The following is a 23,286-nucleotide window of genomic DNA, read 5'->3' on the forward strand; positions in this document are numbered from 1 at the left end:
AATCTCACGGGTAAACACGCTGGCATTTGATTCAAACCAACAACCAATCGCTCACCGGATAAACCTCAAAGCGTCCCTTACTGAGCGCCCAACTCAACGCGCACCTGTTTCTCCAGCTCGGTTTGCAGCGCCGGATCGAGCTTGAGTTGCTTGGCCAGTTCCTGCAGGTAAGCGCGCTCCATGAAGTGTTCTTCATCCACCATCAACACGCTGGCGATGTACATTTCTGCGGCCATTTCCGGGGTGGTCGCGGCGCGTGCGACTTCGGCGGGATCTAGCGGTTTGTTCAGTTCGGCTTCGAGCCAGTGTTGCAGCTCGGCGTCCTGCACCAGCTTGCCCAGTTCGCCTTCAATCAATTGCCGCTCACGCGCATCAACGTGGCCGTCGGCTTTGGCCGCCGCTACCAATGCCCTGAGTATTGCCTGGCTGTGTTGTTCAACCTGCGGAGCGGGCAGGCGGTCGAGTGTTTGCGGCTCTTGCTGAACACTGCCGGCTTGCTGCGCTTGCCAGTTGCCGTAAGCCTTGTACGCCACCACGCCCAACGCCGCGAGGCCGCCATACGTCAGGGCCTTGCCGCCGATTTTGCGGGCTTTCTTGCTGCCCATTAACAAACCCATGGCACCCGCAGCCAACGCACCACCGCTGGCACCGGAAAGCAGGCTGCCGAGGTTGCTTGAGCCGCCGCCCTTGCCGCCCATTACGCTGCCGAGCAAATCGCTAATGCCACCGCCACCGCTACTTTGGGTATTGACGTTATTGGCATTGCTGTTGGAGGAATTGCGCGAGGGTTGCTGCAACATATCCTGACCAGACTTGAGCAGTTGGTCGAGCAAACTACGGGTATTCATGGTCATCTCCAGAGGATTGATTGCGATCCTTAACAGACCCCAATTTACCCGCCGCAGTTGCGCAAACCACGCGTCAGAGTGCATCCAGATATTTCGGAAAATTCCTACAACCCCACAAACACGGAGGATGGATAGCGCCAAGGCGCAATCCGTCAAGGCGCCCCGCGCCCAAACCCTCTAATTCAAAACACAACTCTGAAGGCTGAACGCAGCACGACTCGAACCGTTAACGCGCCGAAAGATGCGCCACCATCAGCTGCACGGTCTCGTTACCTTTGTATTCGTTGACGTCGAGTTTGTAGGCCAACTCGACCCAACGCACCGTGGGATTGGGCCATTGCTCGCGGTCGATATTGAATGCGATGGCATCCAGTGTCTGGCCGCCGCATTCGGTTTTCAAAACCATTTTCAGGTGTCGCTCACCCACCAGACGCTGTTGGACGACCTGGAAAATGCCGTGAAATAACGGCTCGGGGAAATGCTGGCCCCACGGCCCGGCGTTACGCAATGCACGCGCCAGTTCCAGGTTGTATTCCTCGATCGACAAAGTGCCATCGGAAAGCAGTCGGCCTGTCAGATCATCCTCGACCAACTGACGGCGCACTTCCTGATCGAACGCCTCGGCAAACGCCGGGAAGTTGATGGATGGTAGTGACAAACCCGCCGCCATCGCGTGCCCACCAAACTTGCTGATAAGCCCTGGATGCTTGGCGGCGACGGCGTCCAGCGCATCGCGAATATGAAAGCCCGGCACTGAACGCGCCGAACCTTTGAGCACGCCGTCACCGGCATCGGCAAAGGCGATGGTTGGACGGTGGTAACGCTCTTTCAGGCGCGAGGCAAGAATGCCGATCACGCCCTGATGCCAATCGGCCTCGAACAAGCACAGGCCAAACGGCATATCGGCGACTGGCAAATCCTTGAGTTGTGCCAGCGCTTCACGTTGCATGCCCTGCTCGATGGCTTTGCGATCCTGATTGAGCTGGTCGAGTTCAACGGCCATGTCTCGGGCCAGCGCTTCGTCTTCGCAGAGCAGGCATTCAATGCCCAGACTCATGTCATCCAGACGCCCCGCCGCATTCAGACGCGGGCCGAGAATAAAGCCCAGATCGGTTGAGGTAATGCGTCCATGATGACGCCCTGCCACCTCTAATATTGCGCGCAAACCCGGTCGCGCACGACCAGCACGAATCCGCGCCAAGCCTTGATGGACCAGAATCCGGTTGTTGGCATCCAGCGGCACCACATCCGCCACACTGCCGAGGGCGACCAAATCCAGCAACTCGGCAAGGTTCGGCTCGGCCAGCCCCTGCTGGGCAAACCAGCCAGTGTCACGCAGCCGCGCGCGCAGCGCCAGCAGCACGTAAAACATCACCCCGACGCCCGCCAGCGCTTTGCTCGGGAAACTGCAATCCGGCTGGTTGGGGTTGACGATGGCATCCGCCGCCGGCAGCTCGGGGCCGGGCAGGTGGTGATCGGTCACCAACACTTTCAGGCCGGCAGCCTTGGCTGCTGCAACGCCTTCAACGCTGGAAATGCCGTTATCCACAGTCATCAGCAATTGTGGCTGAGAGTTCAAGGCCACCGCGACAATTTCCGGGGTCAGGCCGTAGCCGAACTCGAACCGATTGGGCACCAGATATTCAACATGCGCTGCGCCCAGCAGGCGTAAACCGAGCACACCGACGGTGCTGGCTGTTGCGCCATCTGCGTCAAAATCACCAACGATCAAAATCCGCTCGCGCTGCTGCAAAGCGCTCACCAGCAACTCGACGGCTGCATCCATGCCCTTCAGTTGTTGATACGGGATCAGCCGCGCCAGCCCCTTGTCCAACTCTTCGACCGATTGCACCCCACGGGTGGCATACAAGCGAGTCAGTAACGGCGGCAGAGCGCCCAGATTCGGCAGAATCTGTGGCAATGGACGAGGTTCAATACGCATAAATCAAATTCCAGATGAGCTGCAGCAGGTTAAACCGTGCAGCTTTTACAAAGAGGTGGCAGCGCGGGCGGCTTGGTCATAAAGGCCGGACAAGGCGCGCAGCATGCCCGCGAGGCGATGGATTTCCTCGGGGTCGATATTGAGGTTTTCAAAGGGTGCAATCAGGCACTCCTGACGGATCTCGGTGTACACGGAGCAGAGCTCATGACCCTTTTCAGTGGTCTGATAAAACATCTCTTTGCCCTGCTTTTCTCCGCCGACCAGCCCTAGCTTGCTGAGTTTTTTCAGCGCGTAGGTCACGGTGTGTGTGTCTTCGATATTCAGCAGCAGGCAGATATCGGCCTGGCGCTTGGCCCGGCCGCGACTGGTCAGGCTGTGCAAAACCATTACGTCGAGCGCGTTCATCTCGATGCCACCGGAGGCTTTCATGCAGCGCTCCATCCAGCGCATGAACGCATTGCCCGCAATGATCAGGCCGAACTCCATTTGCGAGAGTTCCTGCGACTGCTCTGCCAGATGGCTGGAAGCCACAATTGAAGTACGCGAATTACGAGAGGCCTTGCCGTCAGTCATCTGAAGTCCGTCGTTGCTTGTTAGATCGCCGAAATACGCAGTTTATTCACGAATTTCTCGCCACTCCGCAGCGCTGGACTCAAGAGTTGAACAGGCGCGGCAGGCAAGCATACAACAAAGCATTTGGCCTGCGAGTTCACCGTTCGGATGAATGGCAAGAAAAATACATTGACGTTTTATTGATAATTTATCATCGTTTTGTCACATAAAGTCCTGTCCACTTGATGGACATCAATAATAAACACAGGATTTAGATGATGAGCGTGCGACTCAATTGCGACATTGGTGAGAGCTTTGGTGCATGGCAAATGGGCCTGGATGCTGAGGTGATGCCCTTCATCGACTGCGCCAACATTGCTTGCGGCTTTCACGCCTCCGACCCCAGCATCATGCGCCGCACAGTTGCGCTGGCGGTTGAACACAACGTGCTCATTGGCGCACACCCGGCCTACCCCGATCTGGTCGGATTCGGCCGCCGCTCAATGGCCTGCTCCCCCGCCGAAATCGAAAACATGCTGCTCTACCAAATCGGCGCGCTTGAAGGCATGTGCCGCGCCGAAGGCACGCAGGTCGGTTACGTCAAACCGCATGGCGCGATGTACAACGACATGATGCGCAACCCGCAATCATTGCGCGCGGTCATGCAGGCCGTCGCCCGTTATAACCCCGAACTGCCGCTGATGCTGATGTCGACCCGTGACAACAGCGCCAGCCAGGCGCTGGCCGATGAAATCGGTATCAGCCTGTGGTTTGAAGTTTTTGCCGACCGCGCCTATGACTCCGCCGGCATGCTGGTATCGCGCGCCCAGCCAGGCTCGGTGCATCACGACGCGGCGACCATTATCAAGCAGGCCACCGATCTGGCCACCGGCACGGCGCTGACCGCCAGCGATGGCAGCAGCCTGACCCTGCGCGCCGACACCTTGTGCGTGCATGGCGACAACGCCGGTTCCGTCGCCGCCGTGCAACAGATTCGCGCCGCCCTGAGCGCGCTGCAGGGAACTGCAAAGGCATGAAGTTAGCCATAGAAGTGGTGGCTATCGACACCTTGATGCTGCGCCTGTTTGATCAGATCGAAGAGTCCAACATGCCCTGGCTGCTGGCGGCCGCCGAGCGCCTGCGCGACGTATTCGCCGACAAATTGCTGGAACTGGTGCCCTCCTACACCACCCTGCTCGTGCAGTACGATCTGACGCAACTGGATGACCAACAAGCCCGCGAACTGATCAAACAAGCCCTCACCGACCTGTCCCCGCAGGCGGCAACTGCAGGGCGAGAACAGCAAATTCCGGTGTGGTACGACACCAGCGTCGGCCCTGAACTGGCAGCCATCGGCAGCCGCAGCGGCCTCGGCGTTGCGGGCGTTATCGACTGTCACAGCCAGCATGTGTATCAGGTGTTCGCGTTGGGTTTCGCGCCCGGCTTTGCCTTTATGGGGCTGGTTGACGAGATCATTGCCAGCCCGCGCCTGAGCACACCCCGCCAGCAAGTGCCCGCCGGAAGCCTGGGTATTGCGGATCGCCAAACAGCTATTTATCCGCTGCAATCACCGGGCGGCTGGAACCTCATCGGACGCAGTCCCACGCGCCTGTTTGACCGTGAACTGGATGGCTACAGCCTGTTGCAGCCAGGCGACCGCGTGCGTTTTGTCGCGGTAGACCGGGCCGAGTTCGTACGTTTGGGTGGCGACGACACACCATTTGAGGTGAAGCCATGAGCCTGTTGATTGAACGCAGTGGCGCCCTCGCCAATCTGCACGACAGCGGCCGCGTCGGTGTTCGCCATCTGGGCGTGACACAAGGCGGCGGCGCCGACTGGATTGCCCAGAACTGGGCCAACTGGCTGCTGGGTAATTCGCTCAACGCCGCCGTGATCGAGATTACCCTCGGCAGCCTCGAACTGCTGGTTGAGCGCGATGCGTGTCTGGCCCTTTGCGGTGCGGATCTTGGCGCGCAACTCGATGAGCAAAACATCAAGCCGTGGCGCAGTTTCAACGTACGGCGCGGCCAGCGTCTGCGCTTCAATAATCCGCTGCAAGGTGTGCGCGCCTATCTGGCCGCACCCGGTGGGTTCAGTGCACCGCTGGTACTCGGCAGTTGTTCCAGCGTGCGCCGTGATCAGCTTGGCGGCCTGCACGGTGACGGCCAACCACTTAGCAATGCCGACCGCCTGAGCTGGAACGCCACACAGGCTCCAAGCCCGCGCGAACTCGCCGCCAGCCAGATTCCGCAACGCCCGGAGAACAGCAACCTGCCGGTAATTCTTGGCGCGCAGATTGCCGATTTCAGCGGCCAGAGCCTGTTCGATGCCTTCAACAGCACCTGGACAGTTGACCAACGTGCGGATCGCATGGGCGTACGTTTGCTCGGGCCAGCGCTGCGCTGCGAGCGCCAGCAAATGGTCTCGGAAGGTGTGCCACTCGGCGCCATTCAGGTGCCAAGCGATGGCCAGCCGATTGTGCTGCTCAACGACCGGCAAACCATTGGCGGCTACCCGCGCCTCGGTGCACTGACTCCAGCGGCCGTGGCGCATCTCGCGCAATGCCTGCCGGGCACCGAGTTGCAATTTCGGCCCATGGCATTGGCAGAGGCGCAGCGCCAGCATCGCCTGTTGTTGGCGCAATGGACCTGACCGCACACACGCAGAGTATTTAGCCACATGCAGCCACTCAACACGCAAAGCCCCGAGCAACTGCGCCAGCTGATTCGCGCGGGCCAATTCAACGGTCCAACTGCCGGGCTGGCCGCAGGATTTGCTCAGGCCAACCTGCTGATCGTCAAACAGGCGCAAGCCTATGACTTTCTATTGTTCTGCCAGCGTAATCCACAAGCGTGCCCGCTGCTCGACGTCACCGATGTGGGCTCGGCCATCAGCCAATACGCGGCGCCTGGCGCAGATATTCGCAGCGATCTGCCGCTCTACCGCCTCTATCGCCACGGCGAGTTATGCGAGGAAGTGAGCGATATCAGCGCTCACTGGCAGGACGACATGGTGGCGTTTCTGATCGGCTGCAGTTTCAGTTTCGAGAGCGCGTTGCTGGCCAATGACGTGCCCGTGCGCCACATCGAAGATAACCACAACGTGCCCATGTACATCAGCAATCGCCAGTGCCGCCCAGCCGGGCAGTTCAGCGGGCCGATGGTTGTGAGCATGCGGCCGATGCCCGCCGACAAGGTGATACGCGCCACACAAGTCACCTCGCGTTTCCCCGGCGTGCATGGCGCGCCCGTGCACATCGGCGACCCCGCTGCACTGGGCATCACCGACATCAACAAGCCGGACTTTGGTTGTGCTTCGCATATCCACGAAGGTGAAGTGCCGGTGTTCTGGGCGTGCGGTGTGACCCCGCAAGCGGTGGCGATGCACAGTAAGCCCGAACTGGCGATTACTCACGCACCAGGCCACATGCTGATCTGCGATCTGCGCAACGAACAGCTCGGCGTGTTCTGAGCCGTGGCCGGGAACCCGGCCCTGAACCAACAAAACAATTCGAAATTCATACCCTAAAAAACGCCCTGCCAAACTCCAAAAAAAAGAAGGTATTCATGCAATCCACGGCAAGCACTCTCAGCACCGCTCCCGAGCAACAGCGCAGCGTCATGCGCGGGGCGATATTCATCATGGCCACGTCCTCGATTGGCCCGGCGTTTCTCACCCAAACCTCGTTGTTCACCGCCAAATACATGGCCAGCTTCGCCTTCGCGATTCTGGTTTCGCTGCTGATCGACATCGGCGCTCAGCTGAATATCTGGCGAGTGCTCAGCGTCTCCAATCTGCGCGGCCAGGATGTCGCCAACAAGGTATTGCCCGGCGTCGGGCATTTGGTTTCCGGCTTTATTGTGCTCGGCGGTATTGCCTTCAACATCGGCAACATTGGCGGCGCAGGGCTGGCGATGAATGTGTTGTTCGGCGTGCCGCCAGTCATCGGCTCGCTGATTGCAGCGGTCGGCATCATTGGCATTTTCATGCTGCGCAACGCCAGCAGCGTGATGGACAAAGTCATGCAGGTGCTGGGATTGGTGATGCTGTGCATGATCGGCTACGCCATGCTGCAGTCCAATCCACCGATCATGGAAGCCTTGTCGCAGAGCATAAACCCGGATGATCCGCTGCTTCTGCTGCTGCCCATCGTCACACTGGTTGGCGGCACCGTGGGGGGTTATATCTCGTTCTCTGGCGGCCACCGTCTGGTCGATGCGGGCATCACCGGCGTTGAGAATGTCGGCGCCGTTACCCGCGCCGCCGTGATCGGCATTGCCACCACCGGCGCAGTACGGGTTTGTTTGTTCCTCGCCGCCCTCGGTGTCGTCAGCCAGGGCTTGATACTCGACCCGGGCAACCCGGCTGCCTCAGTGTTCTCGCACTCGATGGGCACCATCGGCTACAAGGTTTTTGGCGTGGTCCTGCTCGCAGCGTCCGTCACTTCGGTCATTGGCGCGGCTTACACCACGGTCAGCTTCATGTACTCATGGCATGCAGGCATCAAGCGTCACAGCCAGCGCATGGTGATCGGCTTTATCGCCTGCTCGACGCTGATCTATAGCCTGGTCGGCCAACCGGTCAAGGTACTGGTGGTCGCCGGCACACTCAACGCACTGGTTCTGCCTCTGGCACTGGGTTGCATCCTGATTGCGGCGAAGAAGCCGAGCATTGTCGGCACAGACTACAAGCACCCGAACTGGATGCTGGCATTTGGCATCCTCGCAGTCATCGCGACCTGCGTAGGCGTGGTGCTGTCGTTCGATTCGTTCGTGAAATTCTGGATGTCTTGAATACGCAGCGCGGAAACTAAAAAGGCTTGGCGGGATATCCTCGCCAAGCCTTTTTATTGTTCACAACAAACGCGTTAGCCGCGTTCGCCGATCAGCCATTCCAACGGGATTTCATGCTGGCCGCGCTCGTCGGTGATAAACATTTCACCGTCGCTGATCATCACGCTCCAGCTCAGGGCGCGCGGCATATCCAACGCCAGATTAGCCAGCGCCTCCTGATCGAGGGCCACCACGTTGATGTTTTTCAAGCTGCGAACCGGGTCGAGGCATTTGGTTTGCCAAACACGCAGATTGCCGTAGGCGATCAGGCTGAAACGCTCGGTGCGACGCGAGCACCAGGTCATGCGTTCGCTGTCTGGCTGGCCAACTTCAATCCAGTGCAATACACGGTCGTCCAGGCTCTTTTCCCACAACGCCGGCTCATCAACATCCGACAAGCCACGGCCAAAGCTCAGTTGCTCGTGATAGAACAAGGCATAGGCGATCAGGCGGGCGGCAAGGCGCTCCTCGGTCTCGGAGGGATGCTTGGCGACAGTGAAACGCAGGCTTTCGTAAACGCTGCGGTCCATGTCCGTGATGTTCATGTCAATTTTGTAGGGTGTGGATGGCAGGGCCATGTGCAGGCTTCTTGATTGATCAAATAGGCGGCAAGTCTACCCGATGCAGCTTGCGCACGTTAGAGTCACGTCCATCGTCTGATGGGTGGAAACCATGAACCTGCCAACCAAACCCCTCGCGGGACTGAAAGTTATCGAACTGGGCACGCTGATCGCGGGTCCGTTTGCCTCACGTATTTGCGCCGAGTTTGGCGCGCAGGTGATCAAGGTCGAATCGCCGGATGGCGGCGATCCACTGCGTAAATGGCGCAAGCTTTATGAAGGCACTTCGCTGTGGTGGTTTGTGCAGGCGCGCAACAAGCAGTCGATTACCCTCAACCTCAAACACGAGCAAGGCCGCGAGGTGCTGAAAAAGCTGCTGAGCGAGGCTGACATTCTGATTGAGAACTTCCGCCCCGGCGTGCTGGAAAAACTCGGGCTGGGCTGGGATGTACTCCATGCGCTCAACCCTAAACTGGTCATGGTACGGCTTTCTGGCTTCGGCCAGACCGGGCCGATGAAGGATCAGCCGGGTTTTGGCGCGGTCGGTGAATCAATGGGCGGGCTGCGCTATATCACCGGTTTTGAAGATCGCCCGCCGGTGCGTACCGGCATCTCGATTGGCGATTCGATTGCCGCACTGTGGGGCGTAATCGGCGCACTGATGGCCCTGCGTCACCGCGAAGTCAACGGCGGCGAGGGCCAGGTGGTCGATGTGGCGTTGTATGAGGCGATATTCGCGATGATGGAAAGCATGGTGCCGGAGTTCGATGTGTTCGGCTTCATTCGCGAGCGCAGCGGCAACATCATGCCGGGCATCACGCCCTCTTCCATTCACACCAGCAGCGATGGCAAGCACGTGCAGATCGGCGCCAACGGTGATGCCATCTTCAAGCGCTTCATGCAGGCGATTGGTCGGCAGGATCTGGCCGAGGACCCGACCCTTGCCAACAACGATGGCCGCGATGCTCGCCGTGATGAAATCTACGGAGTCATTGATCGCTGGGTCGCGGCGCACTCCCTCGATGAAGTGCTGACCGCCCTGAATGCCGCCGATGTACCGGCGAGCCGGATCTATTCGGCGCAGGACATGTTTACCGACCCGCAGTTTCTTGCCCGCGAGATGCTCCTCAGCGCCAAATTGCCCGACGGCAAAGACTTCAAGATGCCTGGCATCGTACCCAAGCTATCCGACACGCCAGGCAGCGCCGAATGGGTGGGGCCAGAGTTGGGCGAACATAATGAGGCGGTACTGGGCGCACTGGGTTACGACGCCAGCGCGATTGCCGAACTGAAAGCCAACGGCGTGCTGTAACTGCGCCAGCGATCACACCCTGGCCCAGCCGATGCCCTTACTGGCAATGAAGCCTGATTGCCAGCATTGGCATCTGGGTCAGGGTTGGTATGATGCAACGCTTTTGGACCCAGCCACATGCTTGTTCGCGCTGCCATCGCGTTGTTTTGCATCACCTTTTTCTCCTTTGCTTACGCCAATCCGCCACGCACTTTCAGTGAAGCCAAGAAAATCGGCTGGAAGCTTTATGCGCGCCAATCGGTGGAGTTTTACTGCGGCTGTAAATTCACGGGCAATCGCGTCGATTTGAAAAGCTGCGGCTACAAACCGCGCAAGAATGCCAAGCGCGCCCAGCGGATCGAGTGGGAACACATTGTCGCGGCGTGGGAAATTGGCCACCAGCGTCAGTGCTGGCAGAAAGGCGGCCGCAAGAACTGCTCGAAAAATGATGATGTCTATCGCCTTGCCGAAGCCGATCTTCACAATCTGGTACCGGCAATTGGCGAGGTCAACGGCGACCGCAGCAACTTCACCTACGGCTGGCTTCCACAAAAGCCCAGCCAGTACGGCGCCTGCCCGGTAGTGGTCGACTTCAAGGCCCGCAAAGCGATGCCACGCCAGAAGGTACGCGGCATGGTCGCGCGCACTTACCTTTATATGAGCGATCGCTACAAGCTGCGGCTGTCGAGCCAGAATCGCAAACTGTTCAACGCCTGGAACAAGGCATACCCGGTGGAGCCATGGGAGCGTCAGCGCAATCAACTGGTGGGCTGCGTGATGGGCTGGGGCAATCCGTATGTGGGCAAGGTCAATCAGCAGGCTTGCAGCAAGCAGCTGCTGGGCACGCTTTAGAGCCTGTTACAGAGGGCGCGGCGCAGAACACACGCCCTCTGCATGGCTAATCAGCAGTGCATTTCCAGCTCGCAACAGCCGTCGACATCGCGGTAGTCGATGCGCGCGGTTTTGTTGATCAAATCGACGCTCAGGCGGCAATAGTATTCGCCATGACGCCAGCCCATGACCACGAAGCTGTCGCGTGACGAGTTGAGTTCGAAACGTCCCTGAAACGCCGGGTAATCGCTGCGAAAGCGCATCAACGCCAGCAACCGTTGCACCACGGGTTTGCACATGGCGCTGTCGACTTCATCGAGGCTGAAAAACTCGCGATTGATATCCCGCGCCTCGCTGGTTCGCTCCATCAGCTCGTAATCGTTACGCCCGGCCAACAGCCCGACGTAATAGACCTGCGGAATGCCGGGCGTGAAGAATTGGATGGCGCGGGCGATGATGTACGCATCATCGTCACACAGCAGCGCCTCATAGAAGGTGCAGGTGAGCTGATAGATAGCGCCGACACTGTGCACACTCACCGCCGAGCGGCGCATGATCGGGTCGGCACTGCGCTGCGAAACATCGTCGATCAAGGCTTTGATCTGATCGTCCGGCAATACGCCTTCGACATCTGGAATACAGATGCCGTCATGGGTATCGAGCAAGGTGATTTGATTGCGCGGGCACATGCGCAACCAGTTTTTCAGATACCGGCTGTCCGCCATCAACAGGCAATGCAGCACCAGCGGCGGCAATGCAAAAGCATACGGGCGCATGCCGCGGCGTGAAATAGCATGTTGATAACTGAAGTGATCGTGCACTTCGGGCAGGGTTTCAGCGCCATATTTCTGCGTGGTGTCGCGGAACCACTCAAGAATCCGATAGACCTCGGGCTCGACCAGAAAGCAATTACTGCCGATGCGTTTGGTGGTGTAGCCGAATGCATCGAGGCGGAACAACTTGACCCCACGCGCCACCAAAAAGGCGATGTATCCCTCCATCAACTGATAGGTGTGCGCCGAGGTGTAGTCGAGATCAATCTGCTGCTCGGTGAAGGTGCACCAGACCCGGCCGCGCTCGCCATTGGCAAACTCGACATCGCGAAACGGCTCCTTCTCTTTGCGGATGTGAATCAGCGACAGATCATCATGGCTGATCTCACCAAGTCGATCGACCTGCACAAAAAGGTCGGCGTAGGCAGAGGCCTGGCCATTTTTCAGGAAGTCCTGAAACTCGACCGACTCATCGGAGATATGGTTGATGGTCACGTCGAGACACAGGTCAAAGCGCGAACTGATGCGCTCAACATCGGCCCAGATGCCAAAGCTCGGATCAACCTCGGTGTGGGTCAGCGGCGAGAAGCCGTTATCCGCATTCGACGGATACAGCGGCAAGATATGCACGCCACCAATCGCGTCACTCAGGTGTTTGTCGATCACTTGATACAGGTCGCCGAGATTATTTCCCAGACGATCGGGGTAGCAGATCAGCTGAACCTGGTTGCGCAACGCCATGGCAATGTCCTTCAGTTATCGACTGTCTTTGCCACACCCTAACAAGGTTTCACCCGCACACCCTACCGGTTTTAGGTTGATAAACGCCCAACGAGTGCCGTCGTGGGCTGCTTCGGCTTACTCACAGCATCAATAAATGCAGTGCAACGTTCAGGAAAAGATGCCGAACACTGTTTTGTATTCACGGCAATGAACCACGCTTTAGCGCGAAAAGATGTCGGAACACGTTCTATATGCTCAAAACATCATAGAAAACCCCCAATTTTGAGCCGATACGCGCAATAACACTCACAGCTGTATTGACTCAGGTCAACCGCCTCTCGCGCAAAATCATACACAGTGCACACGTGTTTTTATTGACGCCATTTAAGTGCCGCCATCAATTCGATTAGCTCGCACTTATCAGTAGCAGCTTTGGAGCGGGACAGCGTTGAAGTCGATTGAATGGCGAGAGTTACGACGACACACAACTAATCATTAACCCTAGAGGCAGAAGTGAACAACCAGAAACGCAACACACGGCTGAAGTTAATCATCCTCTCATCACTCGGCTGTTTCCGACTCCCCTGAGTTCAAACCGCCTCCCTGCGCAGCAGCGCAGCATCGTCGCCCCTTGAAGCGACTTCCGGGCTGGTTCTAACCACGCCGACACCCTCACCGAGTCGAGCTACAGCTTGAGGCCTTGCCTATGCGCTGCAGCCCGCATTCCGCTCGATTCAGCAGCCACAAGGAGCGTCGTGCTGCCTATTGAGACCGGAACATTTGGCCATCTATAGGGAGGTCACACTGTTATGAAATTGTTAAGCCATTCAGGTAATTCACAAAGGCTGGATACACCTACAGCAAATCTTAAGTTGATGGCTCTCGCTGTTGCGTTGGCTGTGAGCGGAATCAGCCAAGTTGCTGTTGCAGGCTCGTGCACGACCTCCAGCGCCGGCAGTTGGACATGCAGTGGCGCAGCCGATCCAACCACCGACAGCTTTATCCATATAAGCGAAAGCGGCAGCTTGGATCTTATGATGGAAGATGACTTCGGCCTGAATGTGGACACCCCGGAAGCGGCCATCTTGGGCGTAGTCACGCCCGGCAGCACAGGCGATCTGGTTATCACTCAGGGCACTGGCACCATTACCCAAAATGGTACGGGCACTGCGGTGGGCGGCCGAAATGAAGGCACTGGGAATGTCATCATGAACATCGGCGCGCAGGGTGACACAGGAACCAGCGGCAGCCTGTATGCCGACGCCCAAGGCGGCGGGGACATTACGCTGAATGTTTACAAGTCTGTATCCAGCAAGGGTTACAGCGCAATTTCAGCCAGCACCACGGCCAACGGCAATATCAATATCTACGCCGCCGAAGATATTGACGCGATGAATACCAACTCAAACAGTAGTCGCGGTATTTTAGCCACTGCCGACGACGGCAACGTCGATATAAAGGCTGACGGCAATGTCAGCGGTCAAGCTGGCGGCGTCTACGTCACAGGCGGCAAGGATGTGAACATCGACATTAACGGTGATGTGACCTCTGGAGTGACCTCGCTTGCAACTGCTGGCGTGGGCGTCGCCAATAACACCGGCAGCACTACGGTTAACGTTCAGGGCGACGTGACATCTCACACGGATGATGGTGTCATGCTCTATGCGCATTCAGGCGCTGGCAGCCAAAGCGTGCATGTAGGCGGCGATGTAACGGCAACCGATGGCGGAGGCATAGCCGTTACGAGCACGGGTAGCAGCGAAGCCATCAACATTGCAGTTGATGGCAATGTGACCGCTAACGATTTCACACATGGCGGTATCTATGCATTTCAGGACAACGGCTCAGGAGATATTCATGCAACAGTCGGCGGCGATGTAACCACGACTGACGGCCGCGGTTCTACCCTGTATGCGGATCGTGGCGGCGACGTGACCGTACACATTGACGGCGATATTAATGCCAAGACAGATGGGGTCTACGCAGTCTCAAACAACAAGGACTCTTCTGCTCATGGCGACGTCAACGTTTCAGTTGGCGGCGATATCAATGCCGGACGCCATGGCATTAGAGCCACTTCAAACGGTTCAGTAAACGTGCAAGTAGGTGGCAACGTTACAGCTGGCGATGCACTCGGTATCTCTGCCATATCCACAGATCAAGGAAGCGAAGGCGGTATCACCATTGAAGCGATGGGTGATGTCACGTCCGGCACCTCCTCCAACGCAAATCCTGAGTGGACCATCTACGCCGATAATCAAGGCACTGCAGATTCTTACATCCGTACGCAAGGTGATGTCACCGGAGGCGATGTTGGCATTAAGGCCAACTCTGGCGGTGATGTTGTGGTGGATGCGCATGGTCTGATCTCTGGCGACAGCGGTGTCGCCGTCGACATGACCGGCGTGAGCGGCGCGTCCACCTTGATGCTCAGCGATAACTGGGCTCTTTCAGGCCAAGCCCAAGCTGGTAATGGCACCAATGATGTTCTGCAATTGGCGGGCAATACCGATTCCGCGCTGGACTTGAGCACTGTCGGCGACACCGGCAATGCCAACGGCATCATTGGCTTTGAAAACCTGCTGAAAACCGACAGCGCCACATGGACGCTGAACGGCGAGCAAACCCAGGGCGGATTCGACTCGGTAACGCTGCAAAGCGGCACAACCGTTTTGAACAACGCCACCTTGTTGGCCACCGGCTCGCCTGTGGATATCCAGCAAGCCGCCACCCTGCAAACCAATGGCAGCTCAACCATCAATGGCAGCGTCAATAACAGCGGCACCATGAGTTTTGACTCAACACAGCTCGGCTCGACACTGACCATCAATGGCAACTACACCGGCAACAATGGTTTGCTGCACTTCAACACTGTGCTGGGCGACGACAATTCACAGACCGACAAACTTGTCGTACAAGGCGACACCGCTGGCACCACTAATGTGGCTGTCACCAATGCAGGCGGGACTGGCGCCTCGACCCTCAATGGCATTGAGCTGATTGATGTCGGCGGCCAGTCGAACGGCGAGTTTGTCCAGCAAGGCCGGATTGCCGCCGGTGCCTATGATTACAGCTTGGTACGCGGTCAGGGCAGCAACGCCAACAACTGGTATTTGAGTAGCCAGGTTTCCGCCCCGATTACACCACTAACACCGGCGGTTCCCCCAGTCACCACAGAACCGGGCACACCGTTAACGCCAACGGTCCCGCCGGTGATCACAGAACCGAGCACTCCACCCGCTCAGCCGGAGATGATCCTGCGGCCGGAAGGCGCAAGCTACAGCGCCAACCTGGCAGCTGCCAACACCCTGTTTGCCATGGACATGCATGACCGCATCGGCTCCAGCACCTATGTGGATCCAACAACAGGCGAGCACAAACGCAGCAAATTGTGGCTGCGCACTGAAGATGGCCACGGTCATTTCAACGACAGCAGCGAGCAATTGCGCACCCACAACGACCACACGGTGGTGCAGTTGGGCGCTGATCTGTTTGGCGGCAGCTTCAATGGCACCGACAAATGGGAAGCTGGTTTGATGGCAGGCTACGGCAGCAGCGAGAGCGAGTCGCACTCCAAGGTCACCGGCTACTCATCCGAAGGTGAGGTCAGTGGTTACAGCGTGGGCGGTTATGCCACCTGGTTTGCTAACGCGAATGAGCAAACCGGCGCATATGTGGACACATGGGCACAATATGGCTGGTTTGATAACCGCGTTAAGGGCGACGGTTTGCAGGCGGAGCATTACGACTCCAGCGGTCTGACTGCATCGATCGAGTCTGGCTACACCTTCAAATTGGAAGGCGAGCAGCATGACTACTTTGTACAGCCCCAGGCGCAGCTGATCTATATGGGCGTGACAGCCGACAACCACACCGAGCATAACGGCACCCGAGTGCGCGATGCTCAGGACAAGAACGTGCAGACTCGCCTTGGTGCGCGCGCCTCCATGCGCAGCAAGATCAAGCAAGGGCTCGAGCCGTTTGTGGAAGTGAACTGGCTGCACAACAGCAATGAGTTTGGCAGCAGCCTCGACGGAGTCACTGTAAGCCAGGACGGCGCACGCAACATCGGCGAGATGAGCCTTGGTCTCAGTGGCAAGGTAGGCAAGAACGTCGAAGTCTGGGGCAAGATGACCCAGCAGATCGGTGAGGATGACTACCGCGACTCGGCAGCTACAGTTGGGTTGAAGGTTAACTTCTGATCACACCTTAAAAACTGCAACCATAAAAAAGGCCAGCTCCCTTCGGGACTGGCCTTTTTTACATGCAGCGCTCTTACAGTGGCTTACCGCGATTGCCATGTGCGGCAACGAAGCCCTGCACGGCTTTCAGGTCGTTGGCCAACACAGTGCAACGCTCATCGCGCTCGAACAGGTCGGCGAGATGCGCGGGCAATGTAGGCGACTCGCCGACACCGGCCTTTTCAACGGCATCCGGGAATTTGACCGGATGCGCCGTACCCAGAACCACCATAGGCACAGCCAGGCTGCGACGGCATTCGCGGGCGGCGCGCACGCCGATTGCAGTGTGCGGATCGAGCAATTCGCCGCACTCGTTGAACACTTCAGTGATGGTTTCGCAGGTTGCCTGATCATCCACAGCCAACGAATCGAACAGCTTGCGGGCTTCGGTCCAACGATCATCTTCGATGCTGAAACCACCGCCCTGCTTGAAGTTGGCCATCAACTCGGCAATCGACGCGCCGTTGCGACCGTGCAGGTCGAACAGCAAGCGTTCGAAGTTAGACGACACCATGATGTCCATCGACGGCGACAAGGTCGGGTGCAGCGTCTCTTTGACGTACTGATTACCGCTCATGAAGCGGTGCAGAATGTCGTTACGGTTGGTCGCAACGATCAACTGGCTGATCGGCAGGCCCATGTTACGCGCGAGGTAACCCGCGAAGATGTCACCGAAGTTGCCGGTTGGCACCGAGAACGCGACAGAGCGCGCCGGGCCGCCAAGCTGCAGGGAGGCGTGGAAGTAGTAAACGATCTGGGCCATGATCCGCGCCCAGTTGATCGAGTTCACGGCAACCAGTCGCGTGCCTTTAAGGAAGCTCTGGTCAGCAAAGCTGTCCTTGATCATCTCCTGGCAATCGTCGAAGTTACCCTCAACGGCGATGTTGTGGATGTTCTCGCCCATGATGGTGGTCATCTGGCGACGCTGAACTTCCGAGACGCGGTTGTGCGGGTGCAGGATGAAAATGTCGACGTTTTCGCAACGGCGGCAGCCTTCAATCGCAGCCGAACCGGTATCGCCGGAGGTTGCGCCCATGATGACCACGCGCTCACCGCGCTTCTCAAGCACATAATCGAGCAGGCGACCGAGCAGCTGCAGCGCGAAGTCTTTAAACGCCAAGGTCGGGCCGTGGAACAGTTCGAGCACCCACTCGTTGCTGTTCAGCTGACGCAATGGCGCGACCGCATTGTGGGCAAATACGCCGTAGGTTTCTTCAAGGATTTTCTTGAAGTCGGCATCCGGAATGCTGCCGGTTACGAACGGGCGCATCACGCGGAAAGCCAGTTCGTGATACGGCAGGCCAGCCCAGGAAGCGATTTCTTCCTGGGTGAAACGTGGCAGGTTCTCTGGCACGTACAGGCCGCCGTCGCTGGCAAGACCTGCCAGCAGTACATCTTCAAAATTCAGGGCCGGGGCCTGGCCGCGAGTACTGATATAACGCATTTCTACAAACCTTTGGCTTGAGCGTGGGCGGCAAAACCGCCCAGCTGATTAATTCAACTGTTCGACGCGGATGCGCACGACATTGCCGACCACATCATCCAGCGCTTCAAGCGCGCTGATGGCGTCATCAATGTGTGACTCGACTACGCGATGAGTCACCAGAATCATTGGCACCAGGCCGTCATGTTCTTCGACTTCTTTTTGCATGATCGATTCAATATTGATTCCGCGAGCCGACAGAATACTGGCCACCTGAGCCAAAACGCCCGGACGGTCTTTAGCCTGAATGCGCAGGTAGTAAGCGCTCTCGCAGGCATTGATCGGCAGAATCGGGTGATCTGACAACGCGTCCGGCTGGAAGGCCAAATGCGGCACATGATTGGTTGGGTCGGTAGTCAAAGCACGCACCACGTCGACCAAATCCGCCACCACAGACGATGCAGTTGGCTCCATACCGGCGCCAGCGCCGTAGTACAGGGTTGAACCAACAGCGTCACCGTTAACCATCACGGCGTTCATTACGCCGTTGACGTTGGCGATCAGGCGATCAGCCGGGATCAATGTCGGGTGAACGCGCAATTCAATGCCCGCGTCAGTGCGGCGAGCCACACCCAGATGCTTGATGCGATAACCCAGCGCGTCAGCGTAGTTGACGTCTGCCGAGGTCAGCTTGGTGATGCCCTCGGTGTAGGCCTTGTCAAACTGCAGCGGCACACCAAAGGCGATGGACGCCAGAATGGTCAGCTTGTGCGCCGCGTCGATGCCTTCAACGTCGAAGGTTGGGTCTGCTTCGGCATAACCCAGCGCCTGCGCCTCTGCGAGCACGTCTTCGAAGGTACGGCCCTTCTCGCGCATTTCGCTGAGAATGAAGTTGCCGGTGCCGTTGATGATGCCCGCCAGCCAGTTGATACGGTTGGCAGCGAGGCCTTCGCGGATGGCCTTGATCACCGGGATGCCGCCAGCAACAGCAGCTTCGAATGCGACGATTACGCCCTTCTCGCGCGCTTTGGCGAAGATCTCATTACCGTACACAGCAATCAGCGCCTTGTTGGCAGTGACCACGTGCTTGCCGTTCTCGATGGCCTTGAGCACCAGATCGCGGGCGATGGTGCTGCCACCAATCAACTCGATGACGATCTCGATTTCAGGGTTGTTGGCAACCTCGAATACATCGTTGGTAATCGCAGTGCCGGTTGTATCGCATTGTGGGTTGGCTGAACGCTGCGCAATCTGCGCCACTTCAATACCACGCCCAGCGCGCCGCGCAATTTCTTCGGCGTTACGCTTGAGCACGTTAAATGTACCGCCACCGACAGTACCTAATCCACAGATGCCTACTTTGACCGGTTTCACACTGAACTCCCATCAGTACTGCATAAAACGACCGACTGATAAGCCGGCCGCAGAAAATAGAGCCGCACATTACGAAGCGGCTGCTTATTAGTCAATCTACATGGGCGCCAAGCTGATCAGCGCCCTGCTGCATATTACTTGGCGTTGAGGGCCAATTCAGCCACTTGTGCTGCCGGCTGATAGCCGGGGATCAACTGGCCGTCTTCCAGAACGATTGCCGGCGTGCCGTTTACGCCCACCGACTGGCCAAGCATGTACTGCTTGCTGACCGGGTTGCTGCACTTGGGTGCAGAGATATTCTGGCCTTCAACCATGGCGTCCATCGCCTTGGTGCGATCGGAAGAACACCACACAGCCTGCAATTGCTTGTCGCCAGCAGAGCCTGGCCCTTGACGCGGGAACGCCAGGTAACGTACTTCGACGCCGCGCTTATTCAACTCGGCCACTTCACCATGCAGCTTGTGGCAATACGGGCACGTGGTATCGGTAAATACAGTGATGTGAGTTTTGGCTTCGCCCACCGCCGGGTACACGACCATTTCGGCGGTTGGAATGCCATTGATGGTTTTGGCGATGCCGGTACGCTCGGCTTTCTCGGTCAGGTTGACCGGGGCGCCAGGCGTCATCTGAAACAGATTGCCCTGCATCAGAAACTGACCATCGGGGCTGGCATACAGCACGCGACCGCCCTGCAGATGGACTTCATATAAGCCTTTTAACGGGCTGGCAGCAACGCTTTCGACCGGCACACCAAGCTGGATTGCCTCCAGTGACTTGCGGATAGCCTGCTCGGCATCATCGGCATGAGTGACAGTGCTCATGAGAGCCAGAACAGCGGTGGCAGCGGCAGCAATAATTCGGGTTACGCGCATGGGTACTCCTGTCGAGCAGCGCAATCTTTAGGGTCGTTGAGACTACCATAACGGGCCGAAAAGGCCGACTCTGAGACGCACTTCTGGCGCCATCCTATGCATGAGTGGTGCGTTAATCGGCAAAACTGCAGCATTGTCCTGCAGTTTTATCAGCCAGTCGCAGAGAACTGCCCTAGCCGCGCGGGTGATGCTTGCCGTGCAACTCCTGCAACCGTGCTCGGGCGATATGGGTATAAATTTGCGTGGTGGATAAATCACTGTGGCCGAGCAGCATCTGCACCACCCGCAAATCTGCGCCGTGGTTGAGCAGGTGCGTGGCGAAGGCGTGACGCAAGGTGTGCGGCGACAGTGACTTGGCAATCCCGGCGACCTTGGCCTGATGCTTGATGCGGTGCCAGAAGGTCTGGCGCGTCATCTGTTCGCCGCGCAAACTGGGGAACAACACGTTGCTCGGTTTGCCATCAAGCAAAAAGGGCCGAGCCTCTTTGCTGTAGCGCTCTATCCAGGCAATCGCCTCCTCACCCAGCGGCACTAACCGCTCTTTGCTGCCCTTGCCGAATACACGCAACACGCCCTGGCGCAGATTGACTTGCTCCAGGGTTAGACCAATCAGCTCGCTCACCCGCAGCCCGCACGCGTAAAGCACTTCGAGCATGGCGCGATCACGCAGGCCAATCGGGTCATCCAGCTCAGGCGCGGCGAGCAAGGCCTCAACATCCGCCTCGGACAGCGATTTAGGCAGCGGCCGGCCTAACTGAGGCATATCGACCTGCAGGGTTGGGTCGAGCTCTATCACCCCTTCGCGCACCAGATAGCGATAGAAGCCGCGCGCGCCGGAGAGGAAGCGCGCAGTTGAGCGCGCCTTGTAACCTTCATTTAATCGCCAGGCCAAGTGGTCAAGTAACGCTTCACGACCCACACTGATCAGGTCGAGATCACGCGTATGCAGCCACGCATGGAAATGCTCAAGATCACTGCGATAGGCATCGCGAGTGTGCTCACTCAGGCCTTTTTCAAACCAGAGTGCTTCGAGGAATCGTTCTATGTGCGGATGTTCTAGCGTTGCCATTGAATACTGCTTTAATGTTGCGACCTAAAGAAGCCACCGGCATTTGCGAAGTGGCTGCAACAGTCTTCCACAGCGCAATCAGCATCACCAGCGACAAGGAGTCATGATGGACGAAACAAAGATTATGTTCGCAATCGGCGGCATTGGTGCAGCAGCGCTGGCAAGTCAGTGGCTGGCTTGGCGACTGCGCTTGCCGGCGATTCTATTTCTGCTGCTCAGCGGGCTTCTGGCCGGCCCGTTACTCGGCCTGCTCGATCCCGAAGCACTGTTTGGACCACTGCTGTTCCCAATGGTGTCACTGGCCGTCGCACTGATTCTGTTCGAAGGCAGCCTGACCCTGCATTTATCCGAATGGAAAGAGATCGGCACCGTGGTTCACCGACTGGTGACATGGGGCGCAATGATCACCTGGGCGGTGATTGCCTGTGCCACGCATTACCTGCTCGATTTCAGCTGGGAACTGGCGCTGCTGTTCGGCACCCTGACACTGGTGACAGGGCCAACTGTGATTGTGCCGATGCTGCGCGTGGTACGCCCGAAAGCCTCGATTGCCAACATTCTGCGCTGGGAAGGCATTGTGATCGACCCGATTGGCGCGTTACTCGCCGTTGTGGTGTTCAGCTTTATCGTCAGCCAGGATGGCGGCAGCCCGTTTGGCGCCAGCATGATCACCTTTGCCATGGTCATCGGCACGGGCGCGCTGCTCGGTGCGGTTGGCGGCTGGCTGTTCGGTCAGGTGCTGAAACGCCACTGGTTGCCTGAATACCTGCAAAACCTGGCGTCATTGGCTGCTGTGCTGGGGATTTTCATCGGTTCCAACACCCTGGTGCATGAATCCGGTCTGCTGGCGGTCACGGTGATGGGCATGTGGCTGGCCAACATGCGCGGCGTCGACGTTAAACAGATATTGCACTTCAAGGAGAACCTCAGCGTTCTGCTGATCTCCGGCCTGTTCATCATTCTGGCAGCGCGTCTGGACCTCAACGCGCTAATCGCCCTGGGTCCGGTAACCCTCGTTCTGCTGGCCATCATCCAGCTCGTTGCACGCCCATTGAGCGTGTTCGTCTGCACGCTTGGCTCCAGCCTTAACTGGCGCGAGCGCAGCCTGCTGGCATGGATTGCGCCACGCGGGATTGTCGCTGCGGCGGTTTCGGCAATCTTCGCCCTGCGCTTGCAAGAGTATGGCTACGAGCAAGCAGTGCTTCTGGTTCCGCTGACCTTTCTGGTGATTATCGGCACAGTAGTTCTGCAGAGCGCCACGGCACGCCCGCTGGCGCAATTGCTCAAGGTTGCAGAGCCGGCGCCGAGCGGCTTCCTGATTGTCGGTGCCAACCCGGTCGCCCGCGCCATCGGCAAGGCCCTGACCAAGCTCGACACCCGCGTATTGCTGACCGACTCCAGCTGGGAAAACACCCGTGCAGCGCGCATGGATAATCTGCCCACCTACTTCGGTAACCCGACATCACAGCACGCCGAAGCGCACCTGGATCTGGTCGGCCTCGGTCACATGCTGGCACTGTCGCCGTCGAGTGAACTCAACGCGCTGGCCTGCATGCACTATCGCCATGACTTCCCGGCCAAGCGTCGCTTCACCCTGCCAAGTGGCAATGAAAGCCGTCGCAGTGACAAGCATCGCAGCAGTGATGGTGTGCGTGGCCGGTGCCTTGGCAGCGAGCCGCTGAGCTTCCCGCAGTTCGCCAGTCGCCTGAGCAAGGGCGCCGAAATCCGCACGACCACGCTCACCGAAACATTCGGCTGGAGTGAGTATCAGAAGCTTTATGGCGACAAGGCCGTGGTTATTCTGGCCCGCGACCCGAAAGGCTGGATCCACGTGGCCACCCAGCCACTGGACTTCGCGCCCGGCCCGGACTGGAGCCTGATCGCGTTGATTGAAGAAGAGCCGGCCGAGACCGCCTCCGCCGCGGTAGCTTCAGGCAAATGAAGCAAGTGTGAGG

The 23,286-nt window shown here is 58.1% G+C and carries 18 protein-coding genes; 9 read left to right on the top strand and 9 right to left on the bottom strand.

The window, feature by feature from the left end:
* Nucleotides 1-77 precede the first annotated feature (77 nt).
* The 3 genes from BM395_RS03805 to BM395_RS03815 all read right to left on the bottom strand — a co-directional run bounded on the left by BM395_RS03805 (nt 78) and on the right by BM395_RS03815 (nt 3,363).
* Complete coding sequence (locus BM395_RS03805) at nt 78-848, bottom strand: tellurite resistance TerB family protein (protein ID WP_090508947.1); 771 nt, start codon at nt 846-848, stop codon at nt 78-80.
* Between the two features lie 226 nt (nt 849-1,074).
* Entirely contained in the window at nt 1,075-2,790 is a 1,716-nt protein-coding gene (gene recJ, locus BM395_RS03810; RefSeq protein ID WP_090508948.1) for a single-stranded-DNA-specific exonuclease RecJ, read from the bottom strand.
* Between the two features lie 45 nt (nt 2,791-2,835).
* A complete protein-coding gene (locus tag BM395_RS03815) occupies nt 2,836-3,363 on the bottom strand; it encodes a winged helix DNA-binding protein (protein WP_069899547.1) in 528 nt (175 codons plus the stop codon).
* A 254-nt stretch (nt 3,364-3,617) separates the two neighbouring features.
* Here BM395_RS03815 and BM395_RS03820 point away from each other — a divergent pair, with 254 nt between their 5' ends.
* The 5 genes from BM395_RS03820 (at nt 3,618) to BM395_RS03840 (ending at nt 8,135) form a co-directional block, all read left to right on the top strand.
* Nucleotides 3,618-4,379, top strand: coding sequence for a 5-oxoprolinase subunit PxpA (locus BM395_RS03820; RefSeq protein WP_090508949.1), 762 nt, complete (start codon nt 3,618-3,620; stop codon nt 4,377-4,379).
* Nucleotides 4,376-5,080 carry a 5-oxoprolinase subunit PxpB gene (gene pxpB, locus BM395_RS03825; RefSeq protein WP_090508950.1) on the top strand — a complete coding sequence of 235 codons (705 nt, stop codon included), beginning with the start codon at nt 4,376-4,378 and terminating at the stop codon, nt 5,078-5,080. Before BM395_RS03820 ends, pxpB begins: the two co-directional genes overlap by 4 nt.
* Entirely contained in the window at nt 5,077-5,994 is a 918-nt protein-coding gene (locus BM395_RS03830; protein ID WP_090508951.1) for a 5-oxoprolinase subunit C family protein, read from the top strand. Before pxpB ends, BM395_RS03830 begins: the two co-directional genes overlap by 4 nt.
* A 27-nt stretch (nt 5,995-6,021) precedes the next feature.
* Entirely contained in the window at nt 6,022-6,813 is a 792-nt protein-coding gene (locus BM395_RS03835) for a putative hydro-lyase (RefSeq protein WP_090508952.1), read from the top strand.
* 95 nt (nt 6,814-6,908) lie between these two features.
* On the top strand, nt 6,909-8,135 hold the full coding sequence (locus BM395_RS03840; protein WP_069899552.1) for an NRAMP family divalent metal transporter: 1,227 nt from the start codon (nt 6,909-6,911) through the stop codon (nt 8,133-8,135).
* Nucleotides 8,136-8,209: 74 nt separating this feature from the next.
* Here BM395_RS03840 and BM395_RS03845 read toward each other — a convergent pair whose 3' ends face one another.
* On the bottom strand, nt 8,210-8,752 hold the full coding sequence (locus tag BM395_RS03845) for a YaeQ family protein (RefSeq protein ID WP_069899553.1): 543 nt from the start codon (nt 8,750-8,752) through the stop codon (nt 8,210-8,212).
* 94 nt (nt 8,753-8,846) lie between these two features.
* Here BM395_RS03845 and BM395_RS03850 point away from each other — a divergent pair, with 94 nt between their 5' ends.
* Together BM395_RS03850 and BM395_RS03855 are read left to right on the top strand one after the other, a co-directional pair.
* Nucleotides 8,847-10,046: a CaiB/BaiF CoA transferase family protein gene (locus BM395_RS03850; protein ID WP_090508953.1), complete on the top strand. Its 1,200-nt coding sequence runs from the start codon at nt 8,847-8,849 to the stop codon at nt 10,044-10,046.
* A 117-nt stretch (nt 10,047-10,163) separates the two neighbouring features.
* Nucleotides 10,164-10,877 (top strand): endonuclease, encoded by a 714-nt coding sequence (locus BM395_RS03855; RefSeq protein ID WP_069899555.1) that lies wholly within the window; start codon nt 10,164-10,166, stop codon nt 10,875-10,877.
* 50 nt (nt 10,878-10,927) lie between these two features.
* Here BM395_RS03855 and gtfA read toward each other — a convergent pair whose 3' ends face one another.
* A complete protein-coding gene (gtfA, locus tag BM395_RS03860) occupies nt 10,928-12,370 on the bottom strand; it encodes a sucrose phosphorylase (RefSeq protein WP_090508954.1) in 1,443 nt (480 codons plus the stop codon).
* A gap of 857 nt (nt 12,371-13,227) precedes the next feature.
* Between gtfA and BM395_RS03865 the strand changes: the two genes are divergently transcribed.
* Nucleotides 13,228-16,554: an autotransporter outer membrane beta-barrel domain-containing protein gene (locus BM395_RS03865; RefSeq protein ID WP_170860542.1), complete on the top strand. Its 3,327-nt coding sequence runs from the start codon at nt 13,228-13,230 to the stop codon at nt 16,552-16,554.
* Between the two features lie 73 nt (nt 16,555-16,627).
* Here the strand turns inward: BM395_RS03865 and thrC are convergent, their stop codons facing one another.
* The 4 genes from thrC to xerD form a co-directional block, all read right to left on the bottom strand.
* Nucleotides 16,628-18,037 carry a threonine synthase gene (gene thrC, locus BM395_RS03870; protein WP_069899558.1) on the bottom strand — a complete coding sequence of 470 codons (1,410 nt, stop codon included), beginning with the start codon at nt 18,035-18,037 and terminating at the stop codon, nt 16,628-16,630.
* Between the two features lie 48 nt (nt 18,038-18,085).
* Nucleotides 18,086-19,390, bottom strand: a complete 1,305-nt coding sequence (locus BM395_RS03875) for a homoserine dehydrogenase (RefSeq protein ID WP_069899559.1) — start codon at nt 19,388-19,390, stop codon at nt 18,086-18,088.
* A gap of 134 nt (nt 19,391-19,524) precedes the next feature.
* Nucleotides 19,525-20,262 carry a bifunctional protein-disulfide isomerase/oxidoreductase DsbC gene (gene dsbC / locus BM395_RS03880; protein ID WP_069899560.1) on the bottom strand — a complete coding sequence of 246 codons (738 nt, stop codon included), beginning with the start codon at nt 20,260-20,262 and terminating at the stop codon, nt 19,525-19,527.
* Nucleotides 20,263-20,434: 172 nt separating this feature from the next.
* Nucleotides 20,435-21,331, bottom strand: coding sequence for a site-specific tyrosine recombinase XerD (gene xerD, locus BM395_RS03885; protein WP_090508956.1), 897 nt, complete (start codon nt 21,329-21,331; stop codon nt 20,435-20,437).
* Between the two features lie 106 nt (nt 21,332-21,437).
* Here xerD and BM395_RS03890 point away from each other — a divergent pair, with 106 nt between their 5' ends.
* Nucleotides 21,438-23,273 carry a cation:proton antiporter gene (locus BM395_RS03890; RefSeq protein WP_090508957.1) on the top strand — a complete coding sequence of 612 codons (1,836 nt, stop codon included), beginning with the start codon at nt 21,438-21,440 and terminating at the stop codon, nt 23,271-23,273.
* Nucleotides 23,274-23,286 lie beyond the last annotated feature (13 nt).

The organism is Pseudomonas marincola, assembly GCF_900116605.1.
GTDB classification, from domain to species: Bacteria; Pseudomonadota; Gammaproteobacteria; order Pseudomonadales; family Pseudomonadaceae; genus Aquipseudomonas; species Aquipseudomonas marincola.

Excerpts from the sequence above, each read along its gene's own strand:
- BM395_RS03805 (WP_090508947.1), bottom strand. The coding sequence starts at position 848 with ATGAATACCCGTAGTTTGCTCGACCAACTGCTCAAGTCTGGTCAGGAT.
- recJ (WP_090508948.1), bottom strand. The coding sequence starts at position 2,790 with ATGCGTATTGAACCTCGTCCATTGCCACAGATTCTGCCGAATCTGGGC.
- BM395_RS03815 (WP_069899547.1), bottom strand. The coding sequence starts at position 3,363 with ATGACTGACGGCAAGGCCTCTCGTAATTCGCGTACTTCAATTGTGGCT.
- BM395_RS03820 (WP_090508949.1), top strand. The coding sequence starts at position 3,618 with ATGATGAGCGTGCGACTCAATTGCGACATTGGTGAGAGCTTTGGTGCA.
- pxpB (WP_090508950.1), top strand. The coding sequence starts at position 4,376 with ATGAAGTTAGCCATAGAAGTGGTGGCTATCGACACCTTGATGCTGCGC.
- BM395_RS03830 (WP_090508951.1), top strand. The coding sequence starts at position 5,077 with ATGAGCCTGTTGATTGAACGCAGTGGCGCCCTCGCCAATCTGCACGAC.
- BM395_RS03835 (WP_090508952.1), top strand. The coding sequence starts at position 6,022 with ATGCAGCCACTCAACACGCAAAGCCCCGAGCAACTGCGCCAGCTGATT.
- BM395_RS03840 (WP_069899552.1), top strand. The coding sequence starts at position 6,909 with ATGCAATCCACGGCAAGCACTCTCAGCACCGCTCCCGAGCAACAGCGC.
- BM395_RS03845 (WP_069899553.1), bottom strand. The coding sequence starts at position 8,752 with ATGGCCCTGCCATCCACACCCTACAAAATTGACATGAACATCACGGAC.
- BM395_RS03850 (WP_090508953.1), top strand. The coding sequence starts at position 8,847 with ATGAACCTGCCAACCAAACCCCTCGCGGGACTGAAAGTTATCGAACTG.
- BM395_RS03855 (WP_069899555.1), top strand. The coding sequence starts at position 10,164 with ATGCTTGTTCGCGCTGCCATCGCGTTGTTTTGCATCACCTTTTTCTCC.
- gtfA (WP_090508954.1), bottom strand. The coding sequence starts at position 12,370 with ATGGCGTTGCGCAACCAGGTTCAGCTGATCTGCTACCCCGATCGTCTG.
- BM395_RS03865 (WP_170860542.1), top strand. The coding sequence starts at position 13,228 with ATGGCTCTCGCTGTTGCGTTGGCTGTGAGCGGAATCAGCCAAGTTGCT.
- thrC (WP_069899558.1), bottom strand. The coding sequence starts at position 18,037 with ATGCGTTATATCAGTACTCGCGGCCAGGCCCCGGCCCTGAATTTTGAA.
- dsbC (WP_069899560.1), bottom strand. The coding sequence starts at position 20,262 with ATGCGCGTAACCCGAATTATTGCTGCCGCTGCCACCGCTGTTCTGGCT.
- xerD (WP_090508956.1), bottom strand. The coding sequence starts at position 21,331 with ATGGCAACGCTAGAACATCCGCACATAGAACGATTCCTCGAAGCACTC.
- BM395_RS03890 (WP_090508957.1), top strand. The coding sequence starts at position 21,438 with ATGGACGAAACAAAGATTATGTTCGCAATCGGCGGCATTGGTGCAGCA.